The sequence below is a fragment of the Occultella aeris genome (assembly GCF_902703175.1).
GTDB lineage: Bacteria > Actinomycetota > Actinomycetes > Actinomycetales > Beutenbergiaceae > Occultella > Occultella aeris.
Map to the genome: position 1 here is coordinate 148490 of NZ_CACRYJ010000025.1, position 17186 is coordinate 165675.

General features: G+C 71.7%; 12 protein-coding genes and 1 pseudogene. 5 read left to right on the top strand and 8 right to left on the bottom strand.

Features of this window, described 5'->3' with window-relative positions; translation table 11 throughout:
• Positions 1 to 52: 52 nt before the first annotated feature.
• Positions 53 to 616 carry a GNAT family N-acetyltransferase gene (locus HALOF300_RS09480; protein WP_156740707.1) on the bottom strand — a complete coding sequence of 188 codons (564 nt, stop codon included), beginning with the start codon at positions 614 to 616 and terminating at the stop codon, positions 53 to 55.
• A complete protein-coding gene (locus HALOF300_RS09485; RefSeq protein ID WP_156740708.1) occupies positions 616 to 1830 on the bottom strand; it encodes a molybdopterin molybdotransferase MoeA in 1215 nt (404 codons plus the stop codon). The genes HALOF300_RS09480 and HALOF300_RS09485 overlap by 1 nt, the downstream gene beginning before the upstream one ends.
• A gap of 172 nt (positions 1831 to 2002) precedes the next feature.
• Here HALOF300_RS09485 and HALOF300_RS09490 point away from each other — a divergent pair, with 172 nt between their 5' ends.
• Entirely contained in the window at positions 2003 to 2578 is a 576-nt protein-coding gene (locus tag HALOF300_RS09490; RefSeq protein WP_231955179.1) for a 5-formyltetrahydrofolate cyclo-ligase, read from the top strand.
• Between the two features lie 42 nt (positions 2579 to 2620).
• On the opposite strand, the gene HALOF300_RS09495 is transcribed toward HALOF300_RS09490, so the two are convergent.
• On the bottom strand, positions 2621 to 5302 hold the full coding sequence (locus tag HALOF300_RS09495) for a penicillin acylase family protein (protein ID WP_231955181.1): 2682 nt from the start codon (positions 5300 to 5302) through the stop codon (positions 2621 to 2623).
• A 119-nt stretch (positions 5303 to 5421) separates the two neighbouring features.
• Here HALOF300_RS09495 and HALOF300_RS27620 point away from each other — a divergent pair.
• Positions 5422 to 5517: pseudogene (locus HALOF300_RS27620) on the top strand (FmdB family zinc ribbon protein); the annotation flags it as partial.
• A 62-nt stretch (positions 5518 to 5579) separates the two neighbouring features.
• On the opposite strand, the gene HALOF300_RS27625 reads toward HALOF300_RS27620, so the two are convergent.
• The gene (locus tag HALOF300_RS27625; RefSeq protein ID WP_331716219.1) at positions 5580 to 5840 is read right to left on the bottom strand and encodes a hypothetical protein; all 261 of its coding nucleotides are present in this window, start codon (positions 5838 to 5840) and stop codon (positions 5580 to 5582) included.
• Between the two features lie 258 nt (positions 5841 to 6098).
• On the opposite strand from HALOF300_RS27625, the gene HALOF300_RS09505 reads away from it, so the two are divergent.
• Positions 6099 to 6665, top strand: a complete 567-nt coding sequence (locus HALOF300_RS09505) for an SAF domain-containing protein (RefSeq protein WP_156740711.1) — start codon at positions 6099 to 6101, stop codon at positions 6663 to 6665.
• Positions 6666 to 6757: 92 nt separating this feature from the next.
• On the opposite strand, the gene HALOF300_RS09510 is transcribed toward HALOF300_RS09505, so the two are convergent.
• From HALOF300_RS09510 to HALOF300_RS09525, 4 genes are all read right to left on the bottom strand, one after another.
• Positions 6758 to 7132: an MscL family protein gene (locus tag HALOF300_RS09510; RefSeq protein ID WP_156740712.1), complete on the bottom strand. Its 375-nt coding sequence runs from the start codon at positions 7130 to 7132 to the stop codon at positions 6758 to 6760.
• A gap of 161 nt (positions 7133 to 7293) precedes the next feature.
• Entirely contained in the window at positions 7294 to 11919 is a 4626-nt protein-coding gene (locus HALOF300_RS09515; protein ID WP_156740713.1) for a hypothetical protein, read from the bottom strand.
• A 223-nt stretch (positions 11920 to 12142) separates the two neighbouring features.
• Positions 12143 to 12478: a DUF488 domain-containing protein gene (locus HALOF300_RS09520; protein ID WP_156740714.1), complete on the bottom strand. Its 336-nt coding sequence runs from the start codon at positions 12476 to 12478 to the stop codon at positions 12143 to 12145.
• A gap of 81 nt (positions 12479 to 12559) precedes the next feature.
• On the bottom strand, positions 12560 to 14062 hold the full coding sequence (locus HALOF300_RS09525) for a helix-turn-helix transcriptional regulator (RefSeq protein ID WP_197522436.1): 1503 nt from the start codon (positions 14060 to 14062) through the stop codon (positions 12560 to 12562).
• Between the two features lie 239 nt (positions 14063 to 14301).
• Between HALOF300_RS09525 and HALOF300_RS09530 the strand changes: the two genes are divergently transcribed.
• Both HALOF300_RS09530 and HALOF300_RS09535 read left to right on the top strand, forming a co-directional pair.
• The gene (locus HALOF300_RS09530; protein ID WP_231955185.1) at positions 14302 to 16179 is read left to right on the top strand and encodes a siderophore-interacting protein; all 1878 of its coding nucleotides are present in this window, start codon (positions 14302 to 14304) and stop codon (positions 16177 to 16179) included.
• A complete protein-coding gene (locus tag HALOF300_RS09535) occupies positions 16176 to 17186 on the top strand; it encodes an iron-siderophore ABC transporter substrate-binding protein (RefSeq protein WP_156740717.1) in 1011 nt (336 codons plus the stop codon). The genes HALOF300_RS09530 and HALOF300_RS09535 overlap by 4 nt, the downstream gene beginning before the upstream one ends.

A 17186-nucleotide genomic window follows, 5' to 3' on the forward strand; every position in this document is an offset into this window, starting at 1 on the left:
TAGAACGCCGGGGTGTCGGCACAGGCGAGCGGGCTCGGCGTGTCGCGGAAGATCAGCTCTGACGGGCCGTGAGACCGCCGTGCGCCTCGTCGACCGTCAACGCGAACGACCGATGGTCCGCCCAGGTCCCGTTGATGTGCAGGTACTGCCGCCGGACCCCTTCGTCCCGGAAGCCGAGCTTGGCCACCACGCGCAGGCTCGCGGCGTTCTCCGGGCGGATGTTGATCTCCACCCGGTGCAGCCCGAGCTCGAAGAAGCAGAAGTCGGTCGCGAGGGCCACGCAGACGGGCACGATCCCGCGGCCGGCCATGTCCTCGGCGATCCAGTACCCGATGGTGGCGGACTGCAGCGAGCCGCGGGTCACCGAGGAGATCGTCAGCTGCCCGGCCATCTGCCCGCCCACCTCGATCACGTAGGCGTATCCCTCACCCCGCCGCGCCGCCCGGTTCTGGCTGCGCACGTACTGGGCGAACGTGGGTCGGAACGCTGCCGCCTCGGGTGAGGTGGCCTCCCAGGGGCGCAGCCAGGCGGCGTTGCGCACCCGCAGCGCGTCCCAGGCGACACGGTCGCGCAGCCGCAACGGGCGTAGCCGGATGTCCCCCGAGGCGAGGTCCATCAACTCTCCAGGACGAGGCAGTGCAGGTCGGTGCCCGCGTCGACCGTCGTGGTGTCCTCGGCGACCACCGCGAGCGCGTTCGCCCGTGCCATCGCGGTCAGCAGCAGCCCACCCGGAGGTCCGACCGGCGTGGCCAGGTAGCCCTGGTCCGGCGACCCGACGAGCGCGACCGGGACGAACTGGCGCCGGCCCTGCGGCGACTCCCACGCCGTCGCCATCTGCGCTGACACGGTCGGCCGGTAGATCTCCACGTGTCCGGCCATCGCCAGCAGCGCCGGACGCACGAACACCTCGTAGGCGACCTGCGCACTGACCGGGTCCCCGGGCAGGCACAGGATCGGGGTGTCCTCGCCCACCACCCCGACGCCGAACTGCCGCCCGGGGGTGATCGCCACGTTGTCGAACCGGACGGTGCCGAGCGGGCTGAGCACCTCCTTGACGGTGTCGTTGGCTCCGTAGCTGAGGCCGCCCGTGGTGATGATCAGGTCGGCGCGCACGAGCTGGTCCTCGAGCGTCTCCCGCAACGCGCCCCGCTCGTCGGGGACCGCGGCCACCCGGAACGTGGTGCCGCCGGCATCCTGGACGGCGGTGGCGAGCGCGTGGCCGTTCGCGTCGAACACCTGCCCGTCGGCGGCCTTACGGCCGGGCTCGACGAGCTCGTCCCCCACGGAGATCAGCACCACCCGCGGGCGTGGGTGCACCGGCACGCGCGAGCGGCCCAGCGCGGCGAGCAGCGCGATCTGCCTCGCACCGATCCGCACCCCCGAGGCCAGGGCGATCTCGCCGTCGTGCAGGTCCTCGCCGGTACGCCGGATGTTCTCGCCGACGGCGGAGGTCGCCGTGATCGTCACGGAGGCACTCCCGGAGTCGGTCGCCTCGAGCGGCACCACGCAGTCGGCCTCGGCCGGGACCGGGGCGCCCGACGCGATCCGGACGCAGGTGTGCGCGACGAGCCGGGTCGGGTCGGTCTGGCCGGCGCGAATCTCCTCCAGCACCCGCAGCACGACTGGCCGGTCCGGGCCCGCGCCGTCGATGTCGGCGAACCGGACGGCATACCCGTCCAGCGCCGCCAGGTCGCGGCGGGGCAGGTCCGCGGCCGCGCTCACGTCGGTCGCGAGGACACACCCGACGGCGTCATGCAGCACCACGTCGAGCGGCGGCAGCGGACGAAGGAGCTCGAGCACGGCGGCCAGATGCTCCGAGACCGCTTTCATCGCCGCCGCCCGGGCCGCGCGGTGATCGTTGCGTCGGACATGAGGGAAGGCTAGTAGATGCCGAGATCCCTCTTCGCCATCAGCGAATCCGTGGCGAAATGTCTCCGGGGCCTGACAAGGTGGAGGCATGTGGTCAGTGGCGAACACCCTCCCCCGTGATGCTCATCTGGAAATGGAGGACGCCAAGCAGATCATGCGTGATTCCGTGCGTGCGCACCGCACGGAACGGTCCGACCGGGAGCGCCGCGAGGCCGCCGAGTCGATCGCCGTGCACGCCACCGAACTGCTCGTCGGAGTGCAGTGCGTCGCCACCTACGCGGCCCGCCGGAGCGAGCCGGACACGGCCCCGCTGATGGACGTGCTCGACCGGGCCGGAATCTCGATCCTGCTGCCGATGCTCGGGCCCGGACTGAGCCGGGACTGGGCCCGGTACCGTCCCGGGGACCCACTCGAGGTCCGGGCGCCCGGACGCCCGCCGGACCCCGAGGGACCGGGCCTGGGCGCCGAGGCACTGGCGGAGGCGGACCTGATCCTCACCCCTGCGCTGAGTGTGGACGCGGCCGGGAACCGGCTCGGGCAGGGCGGTGGCTGGTACGACCGCGCGCTCGCGCACGCCCGCCCGGATGCCCGTGTCATCGCGATCCTGTTCGACGACGAGGTCTCCACCGAACCGCTGCCGGTCGCCGCTCACGATCGCCGGGTGGACGGCGTGCTGACCCCGAAGGGGCTGATCCTCGCCGCCGAGTGAGCGGGTTCGGGCCGGCTCCGGACCGCTCCGGTTCTGCTCAGCTCAGCCCGGTGGCGTGAGCGTGAGGGTCCGGTCGTGGCTGGCCTCGACGGCGGCCCGGGTGAACGCCCACGGGTACGGCTCCCCGGAGACCCATCGCTCGAACTGGTCGTCGTAGTTGCCCGAGGTCGGATGCCCGGAATTGCCCAGGAAGTTCTGCCACGTCGAGGCGTCCCGGTCGGAAAGGTCGATGACCATCCGCATGGACGGCCCGGCGGTCACGGACAGGTCCGCGTAGCCACCGACCCAGGCGCTCGCGTCCCAGCTGGTCGCGTTCACCGATGAGCTGCCCCCGCCGACCTCGCGCGGATCCGGGTTGAAGTAGTCCGAGACGATGCCGGGCACCCCACCACCGCCGCCGAGCAGCGCGTGCGTGGGCGCGATCTGGTGGGAGCGACCCCAGCGCCAGTCGTCGGGATCCTTGCCCTGCGAGACGGTCAGTTGGGCGCGGGCGTCGACCAGGGCGAGCCCCAGTATCTCGTCCCGCTGCTCCACCACGGTCAGGGTGGCCCGGTCATCCCACCATGGACTGGCCTGGTCCTCGAGCAGGTTGCGCACCACGTCGAGAGAGCGGCTGTCCCCACTGGGTCGCTGGGCCTCGGGCACCTGGTCCCAGAACGTCAGCCGGAGCAGGTTCGTCCAGACCGCGGCGAAGTAGGCCGCCGCGGGCGAGTCCGGGTCGTTGACGTAGTCCCAGTCGTCGAAGAGGTCGAGCGCCTCGGCCACGAAGTCGTCCTGGACCCGCATCTGTTGCAGCACGGGGACGAGCATCTGCGCGTACGGGTTGGTCTCGTCGAGCTGGATCCGGGTCATGTCCGCCGTGGTGAACGGCTCGCCGGCATCGATCTGTGCAGTGATCAGGTCCCGGATCCGCTGGGCCCGGTACCCCCGGTCCACGTCGGTGGCGAGGTCCGGGGCGTTCCCGGGCGAGGTCACGGCCTGGTTCGCCGTGACGATGAAGCCGTCCGCGGGGTCGGTGACGGATGGCATCTGCTCGGGCGGCACCAGGCCCTGCCAGTCGTAGGCCGGATCCCAGCCCAGCCGCGGCCACCGCCCGTCCGAGGGCACCACCGCGCCGGCGACGTCCGCTCGGATCGGCACGGCACCGGCCGCCTGGTAGCCGATCACGCCGTCAGTGGTCGCGAACACGAAGCTCTGCGACGGCGAATCGAAGATCGCCGCCGCCTCAGCAACGTCGTCCGCGTCGGCGGCGCGGTTCATGGCGAACAGTGCGTCCGCCGTCCGACCCGGGGTCAGCGCAGTCCAGCTCAGGGAGATCGCGTACCCGGACAGGCCGGTCGGCGGGGAGCCGTCGGGCAGCGGCAGGTCCCCGGCCGCCCGGGTGCTGTCGATCGCGTCCGAGACGATCGGTCCGTGCGGGGTGGAGCGGACCGCGATCGTCACGTCGTCACCCCCGTTGACCTCGATCACCTCGGTGCGCTCGAGCAGCGGGAGCCGGTCGCCGGCCCGCAGGTAGGTGCCGTCGGCGTAGACCCGCTCCAGGAAGAAGTCGCTCGCGTCCGAGGTCAGGTTCGTCAGACCCCAGGCGAGGTCCGGGTTCTGACCGATGACGATCCCGGGTAGCCCGGAGAAGCTGTACCCGGCGACGTCGAACGGGCAGTCCTCGGAGAGCTCGTTGCAGTGCAGGCCGACCTGGTACCAGATCCCCGGGGCACCGAGACCGAGGTGGGGGTCGTTAGCAAGCAGCGGCTGCCCGGACTCCGTGTGCTCGCCCGAGATGACCCACGAGTTCGAGCCAAGGCCATCGCCCGCGCCCACCAGGGCCGGGATCGCGTCCAGGGCGGTCTGCGCGGCGGCGGCGACGTCGCCGACGGCGCTGCTTGCGTTCGCGTACGGATCCTGCGTGATGCCGGCACCGGCGTCCGCCTCACCCTCGCCACCACCGGTCAGGTCCATGCCCTGGGCCTGCGCCTCCTCAGCGGCGGCGGCCTCCTGCTGCGTGACGACCTCGGCGGCCGTAGGCAGGATCGGCAGGTTCCGCGAGCTGTCGTAGGCGGGGAACAGGGCCCCGACCATGTCGAGGTCACCGACCTGGCCGTAGATGGCCGACCGGGCGAGCTCGTGGCCGTAGTTCGAACGCAGGTCCCAGGCCATCGCCTTGAGCCACGCGAGCGAGTCGATCGGGTCCCATGGCTCGATGGTGTCGACCTCGACGGACATCCCGAGCACCGTGTACTCGAGTCCGAGTTGACTGGGCTGGCGACCGTCCAGGTAGGCGTTCACGCCGTCTGCGTAGGCGCTGAGGTAGGAGCGGGTCGCCGGGTCCAGCAGATCCCACTCCTGCTCGGCGACCTGGCGCCAGCCGAGGGTACGCGTCGCGATGTCCGCTTCGAGGGCCGCGTCGTTGGCGCCCACGAGTTCGGACAGCCGACCCGCGGTCACGTGGCGGCGGTAGTCCATCTCGAAGAACCGGTCCTGCGCGTGCACGTAACCCTGGGCCATGAACAGGTCCTCGGCGTTGTCGGCGTAGATCTGCGGGATGCCCAGTTCGTCGCGCATCACCTCGACCTCGCCGGTCAGTCCGTCGAGCTGCTGGGTGCCGCCGTGACCGGGCAGCGGACGGCGCACGAAGATCACCGTGGTGATCACCCCGGCGACGAGAACGACGACGAGGAAGACGGCCACGGCCAGAGCGATGCGTCGAGCAACGGAGATCCCAGCCACGCTCCGAGAGTAACGGCCGCCCGACGGCGCGCGAGGCAACGCATCGCGGGCGCGTAGAATGAGTGATCGGGTCGGCGACGCGCCGGCCCGATCGCCTGTTGGTTATCCCGGAGGACCCTGTGCCGACCTACGCCTACGCCTGCCAGAACTGCGGCCACGCGTTCGACATCTACCAGTCCTTCAGCGACGACGCGCTCACCGAGTGCCCGAACTGCCACGAATCTCGGCTGCGCAAGGTGTTCTCGCCGGTCGGTGTGGTCTTCAAGGGATCCGGCTTCTACCGCACGGACTCGCGCGGCGCCTCGACGTCCTCGGAAGGCGCGGGCAAGAGCGACGCCGGTTCGTCGTCGAAGAGCAAGCCGTCGGAGTCCTCGAGCGGCTCCTCGTCGGGTGGCTCGTCCTCGGGCGACTCCTCGAGCGCCAGTTCCTCGAAGAAGTCGTCCTCGGGCGATTCCTCCTCGGGCGGTTCCTCCAGCAGCGGCAGCAAGGCCGCGGCTCCCGCCGCGAACTGACGCTCGCACCGATCTGAGTCCCGCACGCTCCTGGCTCGTCAACCCGGGCGTGGCCGAACGTTGTTCCCCGCATGCACAGGAGCCGGCGGTACGTCGGCGTGTCCACAGGCTCGAACCCGGGCCGGCCACCGGCAAGCGTGACCTGATTACCGTCGGCCCTGATGAGAGCCGACCGGGGACCCCGTACCAGGACGCATCGAACGCGCGCGCCCGCCGTCCGCTGGCGCGCCGTCCTGTGGCGTTACCGATTCGTCCTCGCCGCGGCCTGTCTGGGGTGGGCAGCAGTGCTGGTTCTCGCAGACCTACGGCCCCCGGCGCCACCGACCACGGACGTCCTCGTCGTGACCGGCACCCTCCCGGCGGGGTCGGTCCTGACCGCTGCGGACATGGAGGTGCGGCAGGTCCGGGACCCACCGCCGGAGACGGTGCCGCTGGCGGAGGCGGTGGGTGCGCCGCTCGCGATCGGGGTGAGCCCCGGGATGCCGGTGGTTCCTACCCTGCTCGTCGGGCCCGGTCTGGCGGCTGCGGCGCCGGCTGACACGGTCGTGGTCCCGATCCGGCTCGCGGATCCCGCGCTCGCCCAGCTGGTGCGGGTGGGTGACCTGCTGGACCTGTACCTGGCCCCGGTGGACTCCGGCGGCCAGGTCCTGGAGTCCGAGCTGATCACGTCCGGGGCTCTGGTCCTGAGCCGCGTGGACGCCCAGGAAGCGGATGCGTCGCTCTTCGGCGGGACGGCCCCGGCGGGCGCCACGGGTGTGGTGATCGCCGCCGTCGCTGCCCAGGACGCCGCCCGCGTGAGCGGTGCGAGCGCGGTGGCCCCGTTCCGCGCCGTCCTCGTCGACCGTGACTGATCCGGCCGTGACTGGGGCGGGACCGGCAGCACGTGAGAGGTGGGCGCTGGCGGCTCCCACCCCTCACGACCGGAGATCCCGGCCAGTTCCGATCAGGCCTGGTTGCCCGAGCGTAGGGAGTCGCGGATCTCGCGTAGCAACGCGATCTCCTCCGCGGTCTCGGCAGCCGCTTCCTCGGCCGGGGTGACCATCCGGGCCTTGACCGCCTCGTACGGCTTGACGATCCCGAAGTAGACCACGAACGCCAGGATGAGGAAGGCGACGACGGCCGTCAGGAACGGACCGACGGTCGTGAACCCGCCCGGTGCCCACTCGTCGAAGTTCGGCGCTCCGCCGGCCTTCGCGATGATCTCGAGGATGATGTTCGTGAAGGCGGTGACGACCGCGGCGAACGACGTGGCCATGATGAATGCCACGGCAAGTTCGACCAGGTTGCCCCGCATGATGAAGTCCTTGAAACCGCCCAAGGCTGGTCCCCTCTCTCTGATGGCTGCTCACCCGGATGCGGAGTGATTGCGCGCAATCGTGATGAAATCTGTGTGCGGGGACCAAGGTAGTCACTCCTGATGCCCCGCACCTTGACCGCTCCATAAACGACGGGTCCGGGCGTGTCGGAGGGATCAGGGCGTCAGGACCAGTGCGGAGGGACATCGCGTCGGAGCCGGTCGTCGTCGGAGTCGGACGCGCCGTCGCCCCAGGCGCGGTCGTCGTCCTCCCAGGCCCGGTTCGGGATCGTCGGCTCGGACCGACCGGACGGGCGAGTCGCGTCGTCGGCGTCGCCGATCGACCCCGGCTCCGCGGTCGCGCCGTCGGACTCCGTGGAGTCTGGCTCCGCGTCATCCGTGACGCCCGTGCCCGCGTCAGCCCCGGTGACGCCCGAGCTGCCGTCGTCGTCCGGGTCTGCGTCAGCCTCAGTGGTCGCCGTCTGCGCGTCAGTCGCCGCAGCCGCCGGGCTGGTCGTGGTGGCGAGCCCCGAGCGGCGCACCGCCGCCCCGAGGACGGCGTCCACGTGCGTGCCGCGCCTGGCGATGCCGAGCTCGGCGCGCAGTTCCTCGCGCAGCTCGTCGGTGGACCGGGGCACGGAGTCGGAGCCGATCCAGGACACCAGGGCATCGAGCTCGTCGTCGCCGTAACGGCTCAACGGTTGGCCGGGCGTGACGTCGGGACGGTCCCCGCGCAGGCCGGCGATCGGCGCCCTGCCGGCCGGCCGGGACGGCTGCGCACCGACCATCGCCAGGCCGCGGGCGGATGTCGTGGGCCGGGCCGGGTCCCCCTCGGTGGCGGCGTCGTCGTCATCCCTGAGCTCGGCAGGAGGGGCGCCCGAACCCGGCCGGGTGACAGTCACGTTCCGCTCCGTCAGCACCGCGTGGACGTCGGCCGCGATCCGCTCGGCCTCACCCTGCGGGTCCATGAACACGGCCGTGGAGAACACCATCCGGACCCGCCACCCGCGGTTCGCGAGGCGGTGCACCCAGTGCCGGTCCCGCCGTCGCAGACTCGGCTCGGCCACGTACTCCGGGTCGTCGGTGAGCACGGCGACCAACAGCTCCCCCGGCAGGTCCGGGTGACCGATGGCCAGCGGGATGCGGACTCCCCCTGGAACCCCGTAGCGCGGCACCACGGTGAGCCCGAGCCGCCAGAGCCGCTCGGCGAGATCCACGAGCAGCCGGTCGGGTACGTGATCGTCGGTGTCCTCGTCGAGTTCGGCGTGACCGCTCGCGGCGAGACCGAGGACGTCCTTGAGCATCCGGGCACCCTCGGAGCGGAGCCGCTCGGGGTCGAGATCCTCCGGGGCGAGGCAGCTGACGACGGTGAGCCGGTGCCGCACGGCGTCCAGCGAGTCGACGAGGTACTCGGCACCGTCCGGCCCGGAGATCGCCCCGAACCGGTGCAGGACCCGGCCGTGCGGCGTCTTGCCGTAGCCGAGGCTGAGGATGATCGCGTCCCGGCGCAGCCCGGCGACCGACTCGACGTCGACGACGGTGAACGCGTCCGTGCCGGACTGGTCGAAGAACGAGGACATCGCGGCGCTGCCGGCAGCCGTGGAGAGCACGGCCTCACGGACCCGGTCCGCGTGCCGGCTGTTCAACGCGATCACGGCCAGCGACTGCTCCGGCCGGGTGAGCGCGTGGTCGATGACGAGGTCGACGACCCGGTCCACCTCGGCCTGCACGCTCTCGACCACATCCGAACCGGGAGCCGGCATCCCGGTCCCGTCCACCAGGTCGAGGGTGATCCGAGGGCTGTGCGGCGGCGCCGGCACCGGCCTGATGATGTCCGCGTAACCGTGCCGGGCGAGGAACGCGGCAATGTCGGTGTCCTGGTCCACCCGGTCCCCGGGCAGGATTGCCCGCGGGAGGAGGTCCAGTGCCCGCACCGTCCCGGTGCCGCCTCGGCGGGTGTCGCCGAAGACGACGACCTGCCGGGCCCGGGCGATGGCCGAGATGGCCTGCTCGACCGGCAGGTGCTGCACGGCATCGAGCACGAGCAGGTCGACGTCCCGGCCGGGCGGGAGCACCTGTGGCACCACCATCGGCGGGACGATCCACACCGGCCGCGGGGCCCACGCGACGTCGCCGAACTTGGCCAGCAGCACCTTGAGGTCCGTGGTGCCCCGCATCACCTCGCGGTAGAACTCCTGAGCCCGTGGACGGTCAGCCGCGATCGCTGCCCGCACTCGCGCGGCCGATCCGGCCAGGACCGGCGCCACCAGGCTCGCGGTCTGGCCCTCGTCCAGCTCCCGGAGCCGATCCGCGGCCTCGTCCAGGGACTCGGCCTCGAGGCCGGCCATGGCCGGGTCCTCGGCGAGCATCTCCTCCAGCACGCTCGACCACCAGGCAAGATCGAACTCGGCACCCACCAGGCTCGTCGGCACCCGACGCTGGCTCAGGTCCGCCACCAGTGGCGCCAGGCCGAGGCCGTTGAGCTTGGCGAGCACGGCAGCCCGCTCGGGCATCTGGCGGGCCGCCGCGTCGTCGGCACCGAGCCGCTCGAGGCGGGTGGCGAGCTCGGCCAGGGGGACCTCGTCGAGGCTGCGGCCGCCGAGCGTGGAGGCCAGAACCGGGGAGAGCCGGTCGACGAGGTCGGTGACCTCCTGCGCGGTCCGTCCGATCGCCGTCATCTGCTCGGGCACGCGCGGCCAGCCGCCGCCCGCGCAGTGCCGACGCCACACGTCCCGGCGCGCGGCCACCTCGACCAGTTCCGCGTGCAGGTCACCGACGGTGACACCGGGGCGGAGCAGATCCTTGGCCTGCTTGCGCAGCCGGCGCCGGGCACCCCAGGACAGGTCCACCTGATGCTGGGCCCGCCACGCCCGGGTGCCGGTCGCGGCAACCATGTCCGTGGCGGACCGTTCGAACACCTGCGGGGTGAACACGTCCAGTGAGGACTGGATGCCGTCGAGCAGGATCAGCTGCTCGGTCCACTGGCCGAGGCTCTGCGCCTCGTCGAGGCCGGTCTGCGCCGATGCCGCTGCGACCTGCTCGCGCATCGTCGGCAGCACCTCGTTGAGGGCTCGAACATCCTCGAGGGTGGCCTTGGCGTGGTCGGCGCTGGTCAGCTCGGCACCGAACCAGGGCGTGTCCGAGGCTCGGAGCTGGAACGCGCCGAGGGCACCGGCGCGGGCGAGTTCCTCCCGGGCGCGGGTGCGCTCGTCGGAGTCCATGGTCCGCACCGCGGTACCGGCCAGACGCACCTGGGTGCGCGGTCCGGGCCTGGCCGCGGTCAGTTCGGCCAGTGCCTGTAGCGCCTGGTAGGCGCTCGCCGACCACGGCGGACGCGGGGTGTGCAGGGCGTTGATGTACCCCGAGAGCCGCTTCCGGGCGGCCACCAGGTCCTGGCGCTGCGCGGCGACGGCGGCGGGGTCCACCTCCGGGTCGGCCGGGTTCAACCCGTCCACGAGGCGGCGGGCCGCGGTGGTGTTCCAGCTCGGATCGTTGCTCAGGTCGAGAGCGAGGTCGGCGACGCCGACGGCGCGCATCGCGTCGAGCAGGGCACGTGCGGCCCGACGGGTGCCGGGCACGTACAGCACGCGTTGGCCCTCGGCAGCCGCCTGGGCCACCACCGCGGTGACGGTGGCCGGCACATCAACCCCGGGCGGGGCGTCGACGAGGACGTGGCCGCCGGCGCGCACCGCGTCCAGCACCCGGTGCTGGCCCGCGTCCAGGTCCCCGACACCGCGCTCGGTCGTGGGGTCCCGGTCCTCCGGCTCGGCGGCGGGAACGGTCGACCGCAAGGCGGCGCGGGCTGCGCCGTCCCCCGCGAGCGCGGCCACCACCTCGTGCTCGGCGAGGCCGGCCTGCTGGGCGTCGAGGTCGTCCGCGAGCGCCTGGCCCGGGTGCACGAACGCGCCGACGATGATCCGCGCGTCGATCCGGAACTCGGGCAGGGCCCGGCCGAGCTCCTCGATCGTGGCCAGGGCCGGGCTCGGTGAGAAGCCGTGCGCGCCCATCGTGGACCGCGCCACCTCGGCCGGGTCCACGTCGACCCCGTGCGCGCGCAGTTCGCGCACCAGCACCGAGTTGACCTCGACGGCGGGGTCGAGTTCGAGGTCGATCTCCGCCTCCGTCCCGTGCCCGGTCAGGCGCACCGGGCGGAGCAGCACGGGTGCGTGCACGAGGCGGGTGGTCGGCGCGATCACGCCCGACGCCGGTGTGGCATCGTCCGCGCCCAGCGCGGGCACGGTGCCCGCGTCAGCGGCCAGCTCGACCTCCGCCGTCGCGCCCGGCGCAGGCTCCGCCGTCGGGCCGTCGTCCGTAGCGGGCGCAGCGGACCTGGCACCGGAGATCTCGGTGCCGGTCGGCGGGGTCGCCGGGTACGGCTCGCGCGCGGCCTCGCCGGGCGACTCCGTGCGCCAGGTGGCCACGCCCACGGCGACGTAGGTGGGGGCCACCCCGTAGCGCTGGGCGAGTTCCTCGGTCCGGGCCCCCATGACGCGGGCCCGCCGCCGAGCCTGGGTGAGCGCGGAGCCCTCCCGGACCAGGTTGGACAGCCGGGTCGAGCGGCCCGCGAAGAGTTGCGCGATGCCGCTGGGGTGGGCTGCGGTCAGATCGACGAGCGCGTCACCGAGCGCGTCCACGTCCCAGAGGGCGCTGCCCCCGGCGAGGTCGGCGAGCCGGTTGCGCCACTGCGCCGTGGCCTCCGCGACCGTGCGCTCCCGGGCGGTCGGTTCCGGAGCGGTCTCCTCGTCGGGAGGCTGCGGTGCCGGGGCGGCCTTGCGGCCGCCTGGCAGCGGGAATCGAACGGGCGGGGTCACCCGACCACGCTAACGAACTCCTGGCCCGGATAGCACTCTGACCCGCCGAGGTGGGGCGTGCAACGGTGCGATCACGGCCACGATCCGCGCCGATCGGCGGCGGCCGGGCCGATACCGGCTCCGGACATGGAAGGACGGTGTGCGCCACGCAGGGGGCAGGCGACGCACACCGCCGAGGAAGAGTGTGGCCCGCAGATGCTCCGAATGCAAACTCCGGCCCGGATCAGTCCTCGAGGTAGCTCTTGAGGACCACCGCCTGGTTGTGTTCGGTGTCCTTCGCGCCGTAGAGCAGGGTGATGTCGCCGTGGGTGCCGAGGAGATCCCGGAGCGTCGCCACGGCGGCGTTGGCGTCGAGCTCGTCGCGGTAGCGGCGGGCGAACTCCTCGAACTTCGGCGGCTCGTGCCCGAACCAGGTGCGCAACTCGTTGCTCGGTCCGGCGTCCTTCAACCACACGTCGATGCGGCCCTTGTGCACGCCGCGTGGCCAGATCCGGTCCACGAGGATCCCGTAGCCCTCGTCGGGGGTACGGTCCTCGTACACCCGCTTGATCGCGATCATCGGTCCCCCTCCGGTCTCGGAACAGCGGTACTGGCACTCACTCCCGGCGCGTCAGGTATGGCCATCGCGACCACCAGGGCATCAACCCATCGGTGGATGCGGCGCGTCCAGTTCCTGTTCCTGGTACTCGCGTGGTGAGAGTCCGTGGAACTGGTTGAAGGCCCGGCTGAAGTTGGACGCGTGGGTGTAGCCGACCCGGCTTGCGACGGCGCCCGGGCGGGTCCCCCCGGCGAGGAGGTTGCGGGCGAGGCGCATCCGAGCCGCCTGTCGCCACCTCGCGAAGGACATCCCGGTCTCGCGGCGGAAGGCGCCGTGGACGTCCCGTGGGACATCGAGGGCACTGCTGCCGATGGTGGAGCCGATCCGGCGCAGGTAGTCGATCGCCGACTCTCGAGCTCGTGGGCTCCTCGGCATCGGCACGGTGCGGGCACGCTCGAGCGCAACCTGCTCACTGAAGACGTCGAGAATGTGCCGGGGGTCGTATCCCTCGGGGCGCAGGAGCGTGTTCGTGCTGACGGAGCACCAGAGCAGATAGGTCTCCCAGGATGGTGGGAACCGAGCGCGCAGCGGCTCGGTGATCCGAGCATCGTCGGGGTCCAGCACGCTGATGGGCAGCTCGACGGCCCCCTCGGGCACCCCCGTCTCGTTCTCCTGCCCGGCCGGCAGCCAGATGGCCTCTCCGCCCCGACGGGGGTAGGTCGTCTCGCCCACCCGCGCCCAGCCCTCGCCCCGGTAGATCCAGGAGAGCACGTTGTACTCGATGACCGTTGGCTCGATCCGGGTGGCGTGCACGCTCTGCGACGAAGCCGGCGCACCGGTGCGCAGGTGCGGAGTCGCTCCTGTCCGGCGGTCCGCCACGACACGCCGCTGCCCACGAGGATCATCCGGGTGCGGGGCCGTCGCCGCAAAGTCACGAGGCGTCATGCCGTGGTGCTCACGAAAGGCCCGGGTGAACCCGTTCCGGGTGGCGAATCCGGCGCGCGCGGCGACCATACCGACGTCGTAACCGGCGGCCAGGAGCTCGCAGGCCGCAGCCAGTCGGCACAGCGTCCGCCACTGCGCGAAGGTCATGCCGGTCTGACCGAGGAAGTCCCGGCGCAGCGTGTTCGGGCTGCACGAGGCCAGCGCTGCCCACTCGGCGACCGTCTGGTCGAGCGCCGGGTCCCGCAGGATTTCGCGCGCCACCTTCCGGGCCGTGGCCGATCGCGGCATCGGCGGGTAGCGGCCCGGCTCCACCGCGCCGTCACGGCCCTGGAGGCGTGGCTGGGTGTGGTCGAGCAGCGTGACGAGATCACCGGGAGACACCTGCCGGCCGATGCTCGGCGAGGACCGCGTGAGGGCGTACGCGTACTGGGCGATCAGCCAGTTCCGCCGGCTGTCGCTGACCGTGAAGCGGGTGGCCCGGGCGGGCGCTCCGGGGACGTCAGTGGGCGAGACCCAGGTGGGGAAGGCCAGGGAACCAGGCTCCGTCCACATGTCATGGTCGGAGCCCGGCGGAAGCCAGATGCCGGTACCTGACTCGACCCGGTGCTCCTGCCCGTCCGCCAGCCGCACGTGTGCCTGGCCGGTGTGGACCCACATCATCAGGTGCTCCCGCGCATCCCACGGCTCACCCTTTCGGCACGCAGGGATAAGAGGCGGAACCGTGGCGATCATCGTCCATCCGGGCATCGGGCGTCACTGATAACAACATGGGAGTCTACGCACCCTCCTGAAGGGTAGGCTCACCTAACCTGGTCTGCGGCCTTGGTTCCCTCGCGCCCACATCCACCACCACGAAGAAGGGCCGCACAGCCATGCCGAAAACGTCGCGCGGCACCACCATGCATCCCATCAGCCTGCGCGAGGTGCACGTGGTGCGGGCGGCCGACCTGACCCCGGGGATGCGACGGGTGACGCTGGGCGGGCCGGAGCTGGGGGCATTCACGTCGGCGAACGGCCTTGACCAGCCCGCATTCCGCACCGATGGGTTCGACGACGAGATCCGCCTGGTCTTCGCGCACCCTGGGCAGAGCCGGCCACTCCTACCGGTGCAGATCGAGGGCAGCGTGCGGCCGCCCGATGAAGGCAGGGTGCTGAGCAGGGCCTACACGGTCCGACGCTGGGATCCGCGCAGCGGTGAGTTGGACGTCGACTTCGCCAAGCACGGCACCGGGATCGCGACCACCTGGGCCGAGCGTGCCGAACCCGGCGACCGGATCCACCTCTTCGGCCCGCTCCTCTCGCACGCCCTGCCCCACGACGCCGACTGGCTCCTGGTGGCGGGGGACGAGACCGCCCTCCCGGCCATCGGACGGCTCCTCGACGAACTCCATGTGGACACGCGTGCCCAGGTGTTCATCGAGATCGCCGAGGATGGGCACCGGCAGCCGTTGCGGGACCTGCCCGGTGTGGAGGTGACGTGGCTCGCCCGGGAGGGGGCCGAAGCCGGCGCCACCACTTTGCTCCTGGATGCTGTCCGCTCCAGCCGGTGGCCCGACGGACGGCCGTTCGCATGGATCGCGGGTGAGCAGGCCGTTGTCCGGGACCTGCGCCGCCACCTGGTCGGAGAGCGGCAACTACCGAAGACCGAGATCGAGTTCACCGGCTACTGGAAGCGAAGCACCGTGGTCCCGTTGGCCGAGGACGCGGCATTGCCCGATCCCGAGAAGAGCTCGGCGGCGGACGAGCGCTTCCATGACCTGATCGAGATCGTCCCTCCGATCGCCATCCGCGCCGCTGCGGGTCTGGGACTCGGCGAGCTGATCGCGCAAGGTGTGACAACTCCCGCTGCCCTCGCCGCCGCATCGGGAAGCGACGCGCGGGCGCTGGGAAAGGTCCTGCGGTACCTGCACGCGATCGACGTCCTGACCACTACCGCTCCTGGCCACTACGCGCTGACCGAGGTCGGTGAGTATCTGGCGGACGACTACTGGAGCCGTGTCCTCGCGCCAGACGGTGCACACGCTCGCATGGAGGCCGGCATCGCCGGTCTGGCCGAGTCGGTACGGACCGGCAGCGCCGCCTACGCCTCGGTGACCGGACAGACCTTCGCCGCGCTCCGCACAGAGCAGTGGTACGAGGACAGGTACCTCGAGGAGGCAGCGGACGACGCGAGCATGCTCGCGGCCGCCATCGCGACCTCACCGGCCCTGGACGACATCGAGCATGTGGTCATCCACTCGGCCGGCGCGAGCGAGCAGGCGCAGCAGGTGCTCACCGCCCGCCCGGACCTGCGCGTCACTATCTGCGCGCTGCCCGCACAGGCGCACTGGCTCCGACACGACCTCCCCCGGTCGATCCCGGACCCGGACCGGCGCGCCCGGATCACCGTCGTCGAGCAGTCCATCTTCGAGGAGGCGCCGGTTGCGGATGCCGTCCTGATCGTCAACGCGCTCGCGGCCCATCCGGACGCCGACGCCGCACACGCCCTGCGACGCACCGCGACGAACCTCGCCCCCGGCGGCCGGGTGCTCCTGCTGGAGGACCTCTTCGAGGACGAGGCGCTCGACGAGCACCACGCCGAGCACGATCTCCTCGCCCTCACCCGCGACGGCACCGGGCTTCGCACCCCGCCGGAACTGCGCTCGGTGATCGAAAGTGCAGGGCTGACCATCACCGCGGTGCACACCATCGGCTGGGGCACCCCCCTCCACGAGCTCACCCCCTGGGCAACGGCTGACGTAGCCGTGGCCGAACCCCCTCGAAAGGAACTCTCATGAACACGTCCATACGGCGGCGCAGGACCGCGACGGTCGTCGCCGCGTCCCTCGGCGCGACCCTGTTCCTGGCCGGCTGCGGCAGCAGTGATGAGCCCGCCGGCGCCGACCCCTCGGGATCCGGGTCGGAGGGTTATCCGGTCACCGTCGACAGCGCGCACGGCGAGGTCACCGTCGACCAGGAGCCCGAGCGCATCGTCGTGATCGGCACCGACATCATCGATCTGCTGCACTCGATCGACGTGCAGCCCGTGGCCTTCTCCGGGTACGGGGACCCGGACGAGGAGGCGATGCTCGCTGCCTACCCCTGGGTCACCGGCCTTTACACCGGGCAGTTCGATGCCACCCTGGTCACAGCCGAGTACAAGGCCGACCCGGAGGCCATCGCCCTGCACGAGCCCGATCTCATCATCGGGACGCCGTACTACATCGAGGAGCAGCAGTACGAACAGCTCTCCGCGATCGCTCCCACCTACGTGGTCCCCTCCTCCTCCGCGGGCTGGGAGTGGACCGACACGCTGAGCGCCCTCGGCAACCTCACCGGGAAGTCCGAGGAAGCCACGCAGGCGATCGCCGCCGTCGAGGATGAGTTCACCGCCGCCCGTGACCGGTTGACCGGGCTACAGGGCAGCACCCTGAGCATCGCCGACTACTGGGACGGCAGTCTGCGCCTGATGACCGCGTTCAGCTGGATCCAGGACCTCGGCCTGACGCCGGCCGAGAATCAGCCAGGGGCCGGTAGCGCGTTCGAGACCCTCTCCCTGGAGAACCTCGATCAGTTCGACGGCGACCTCGCCTTCATGATCACCTACTCCGAGGAGGACCGCGCCTCGCTGGAGGCCGACCCGCGCTATGCGGCGTTGCCCTCCGTGGAGGGGGCGAACCTGTTCTTCATCGACAGGTCGGTCATCGACGCCGGGGTGGGACCGGGCCCCGCGAGCCTGAGCTGGCTCCTGGAGCGGATCCTGCCGTTGCTCGAAGCCTCCGAGCTGAACGCCGGCGGCCAGTAG

Bases quoted from the DNA above. Each gene is read 5' to 3' on its own strand.
- HALOF300_RS09535 (WP_156740717.1), top strand. From the start codon at position 16,176: ATGAACACGTCCATACGGCGGCGCAGGACCGCGACGGTCGTCGCCGCG.
- HALOF300_RS09480 (WP_156740707.1), bottom strand. From the start codon at position 616: ATGGACCTCGCCTCGGGGGACATCCGGCTACGCCCGTTGCGGCTGCGC.
- HALOF300_RS09520 (WP_156740714.1), bottom strand. From the start codon at position 12,478: ATGATCGCGATCAAGCGGGTGTACGAGGACCGTACCCCCGACGAGGGC.
- HALOF300_RS09485 (WP_156740708.1), bottom strand. From the start codon at position 1,830: ATGAAAGCGGTCTCGGAGCATCTGGCCGCCGTGCTCGAGCTCCTTCGT.
- HALOF300_RS09490 (WP_231955179.1), top strand. From the start codon at position 2,003: ATGGAGGACGCCAAGCAGATCATGCGTGATTCCGTGCGTGCGCACCGC.
- HALOF300_RS09525 (WP_197522436.1), bottom strand. From the start codon at position 14,062: ATGATGTGGGTCCACACCGGCCAGGCACACGTGCGGCTGGCGGACGGG.
- HALOF300_RS09530 (WP_231955185.1), top strand. From the start codon at position 14,302: ATGCATCCCATCAGCCTGCGCGAGGTGCACGTGGTGCGGGCGGCCGAC.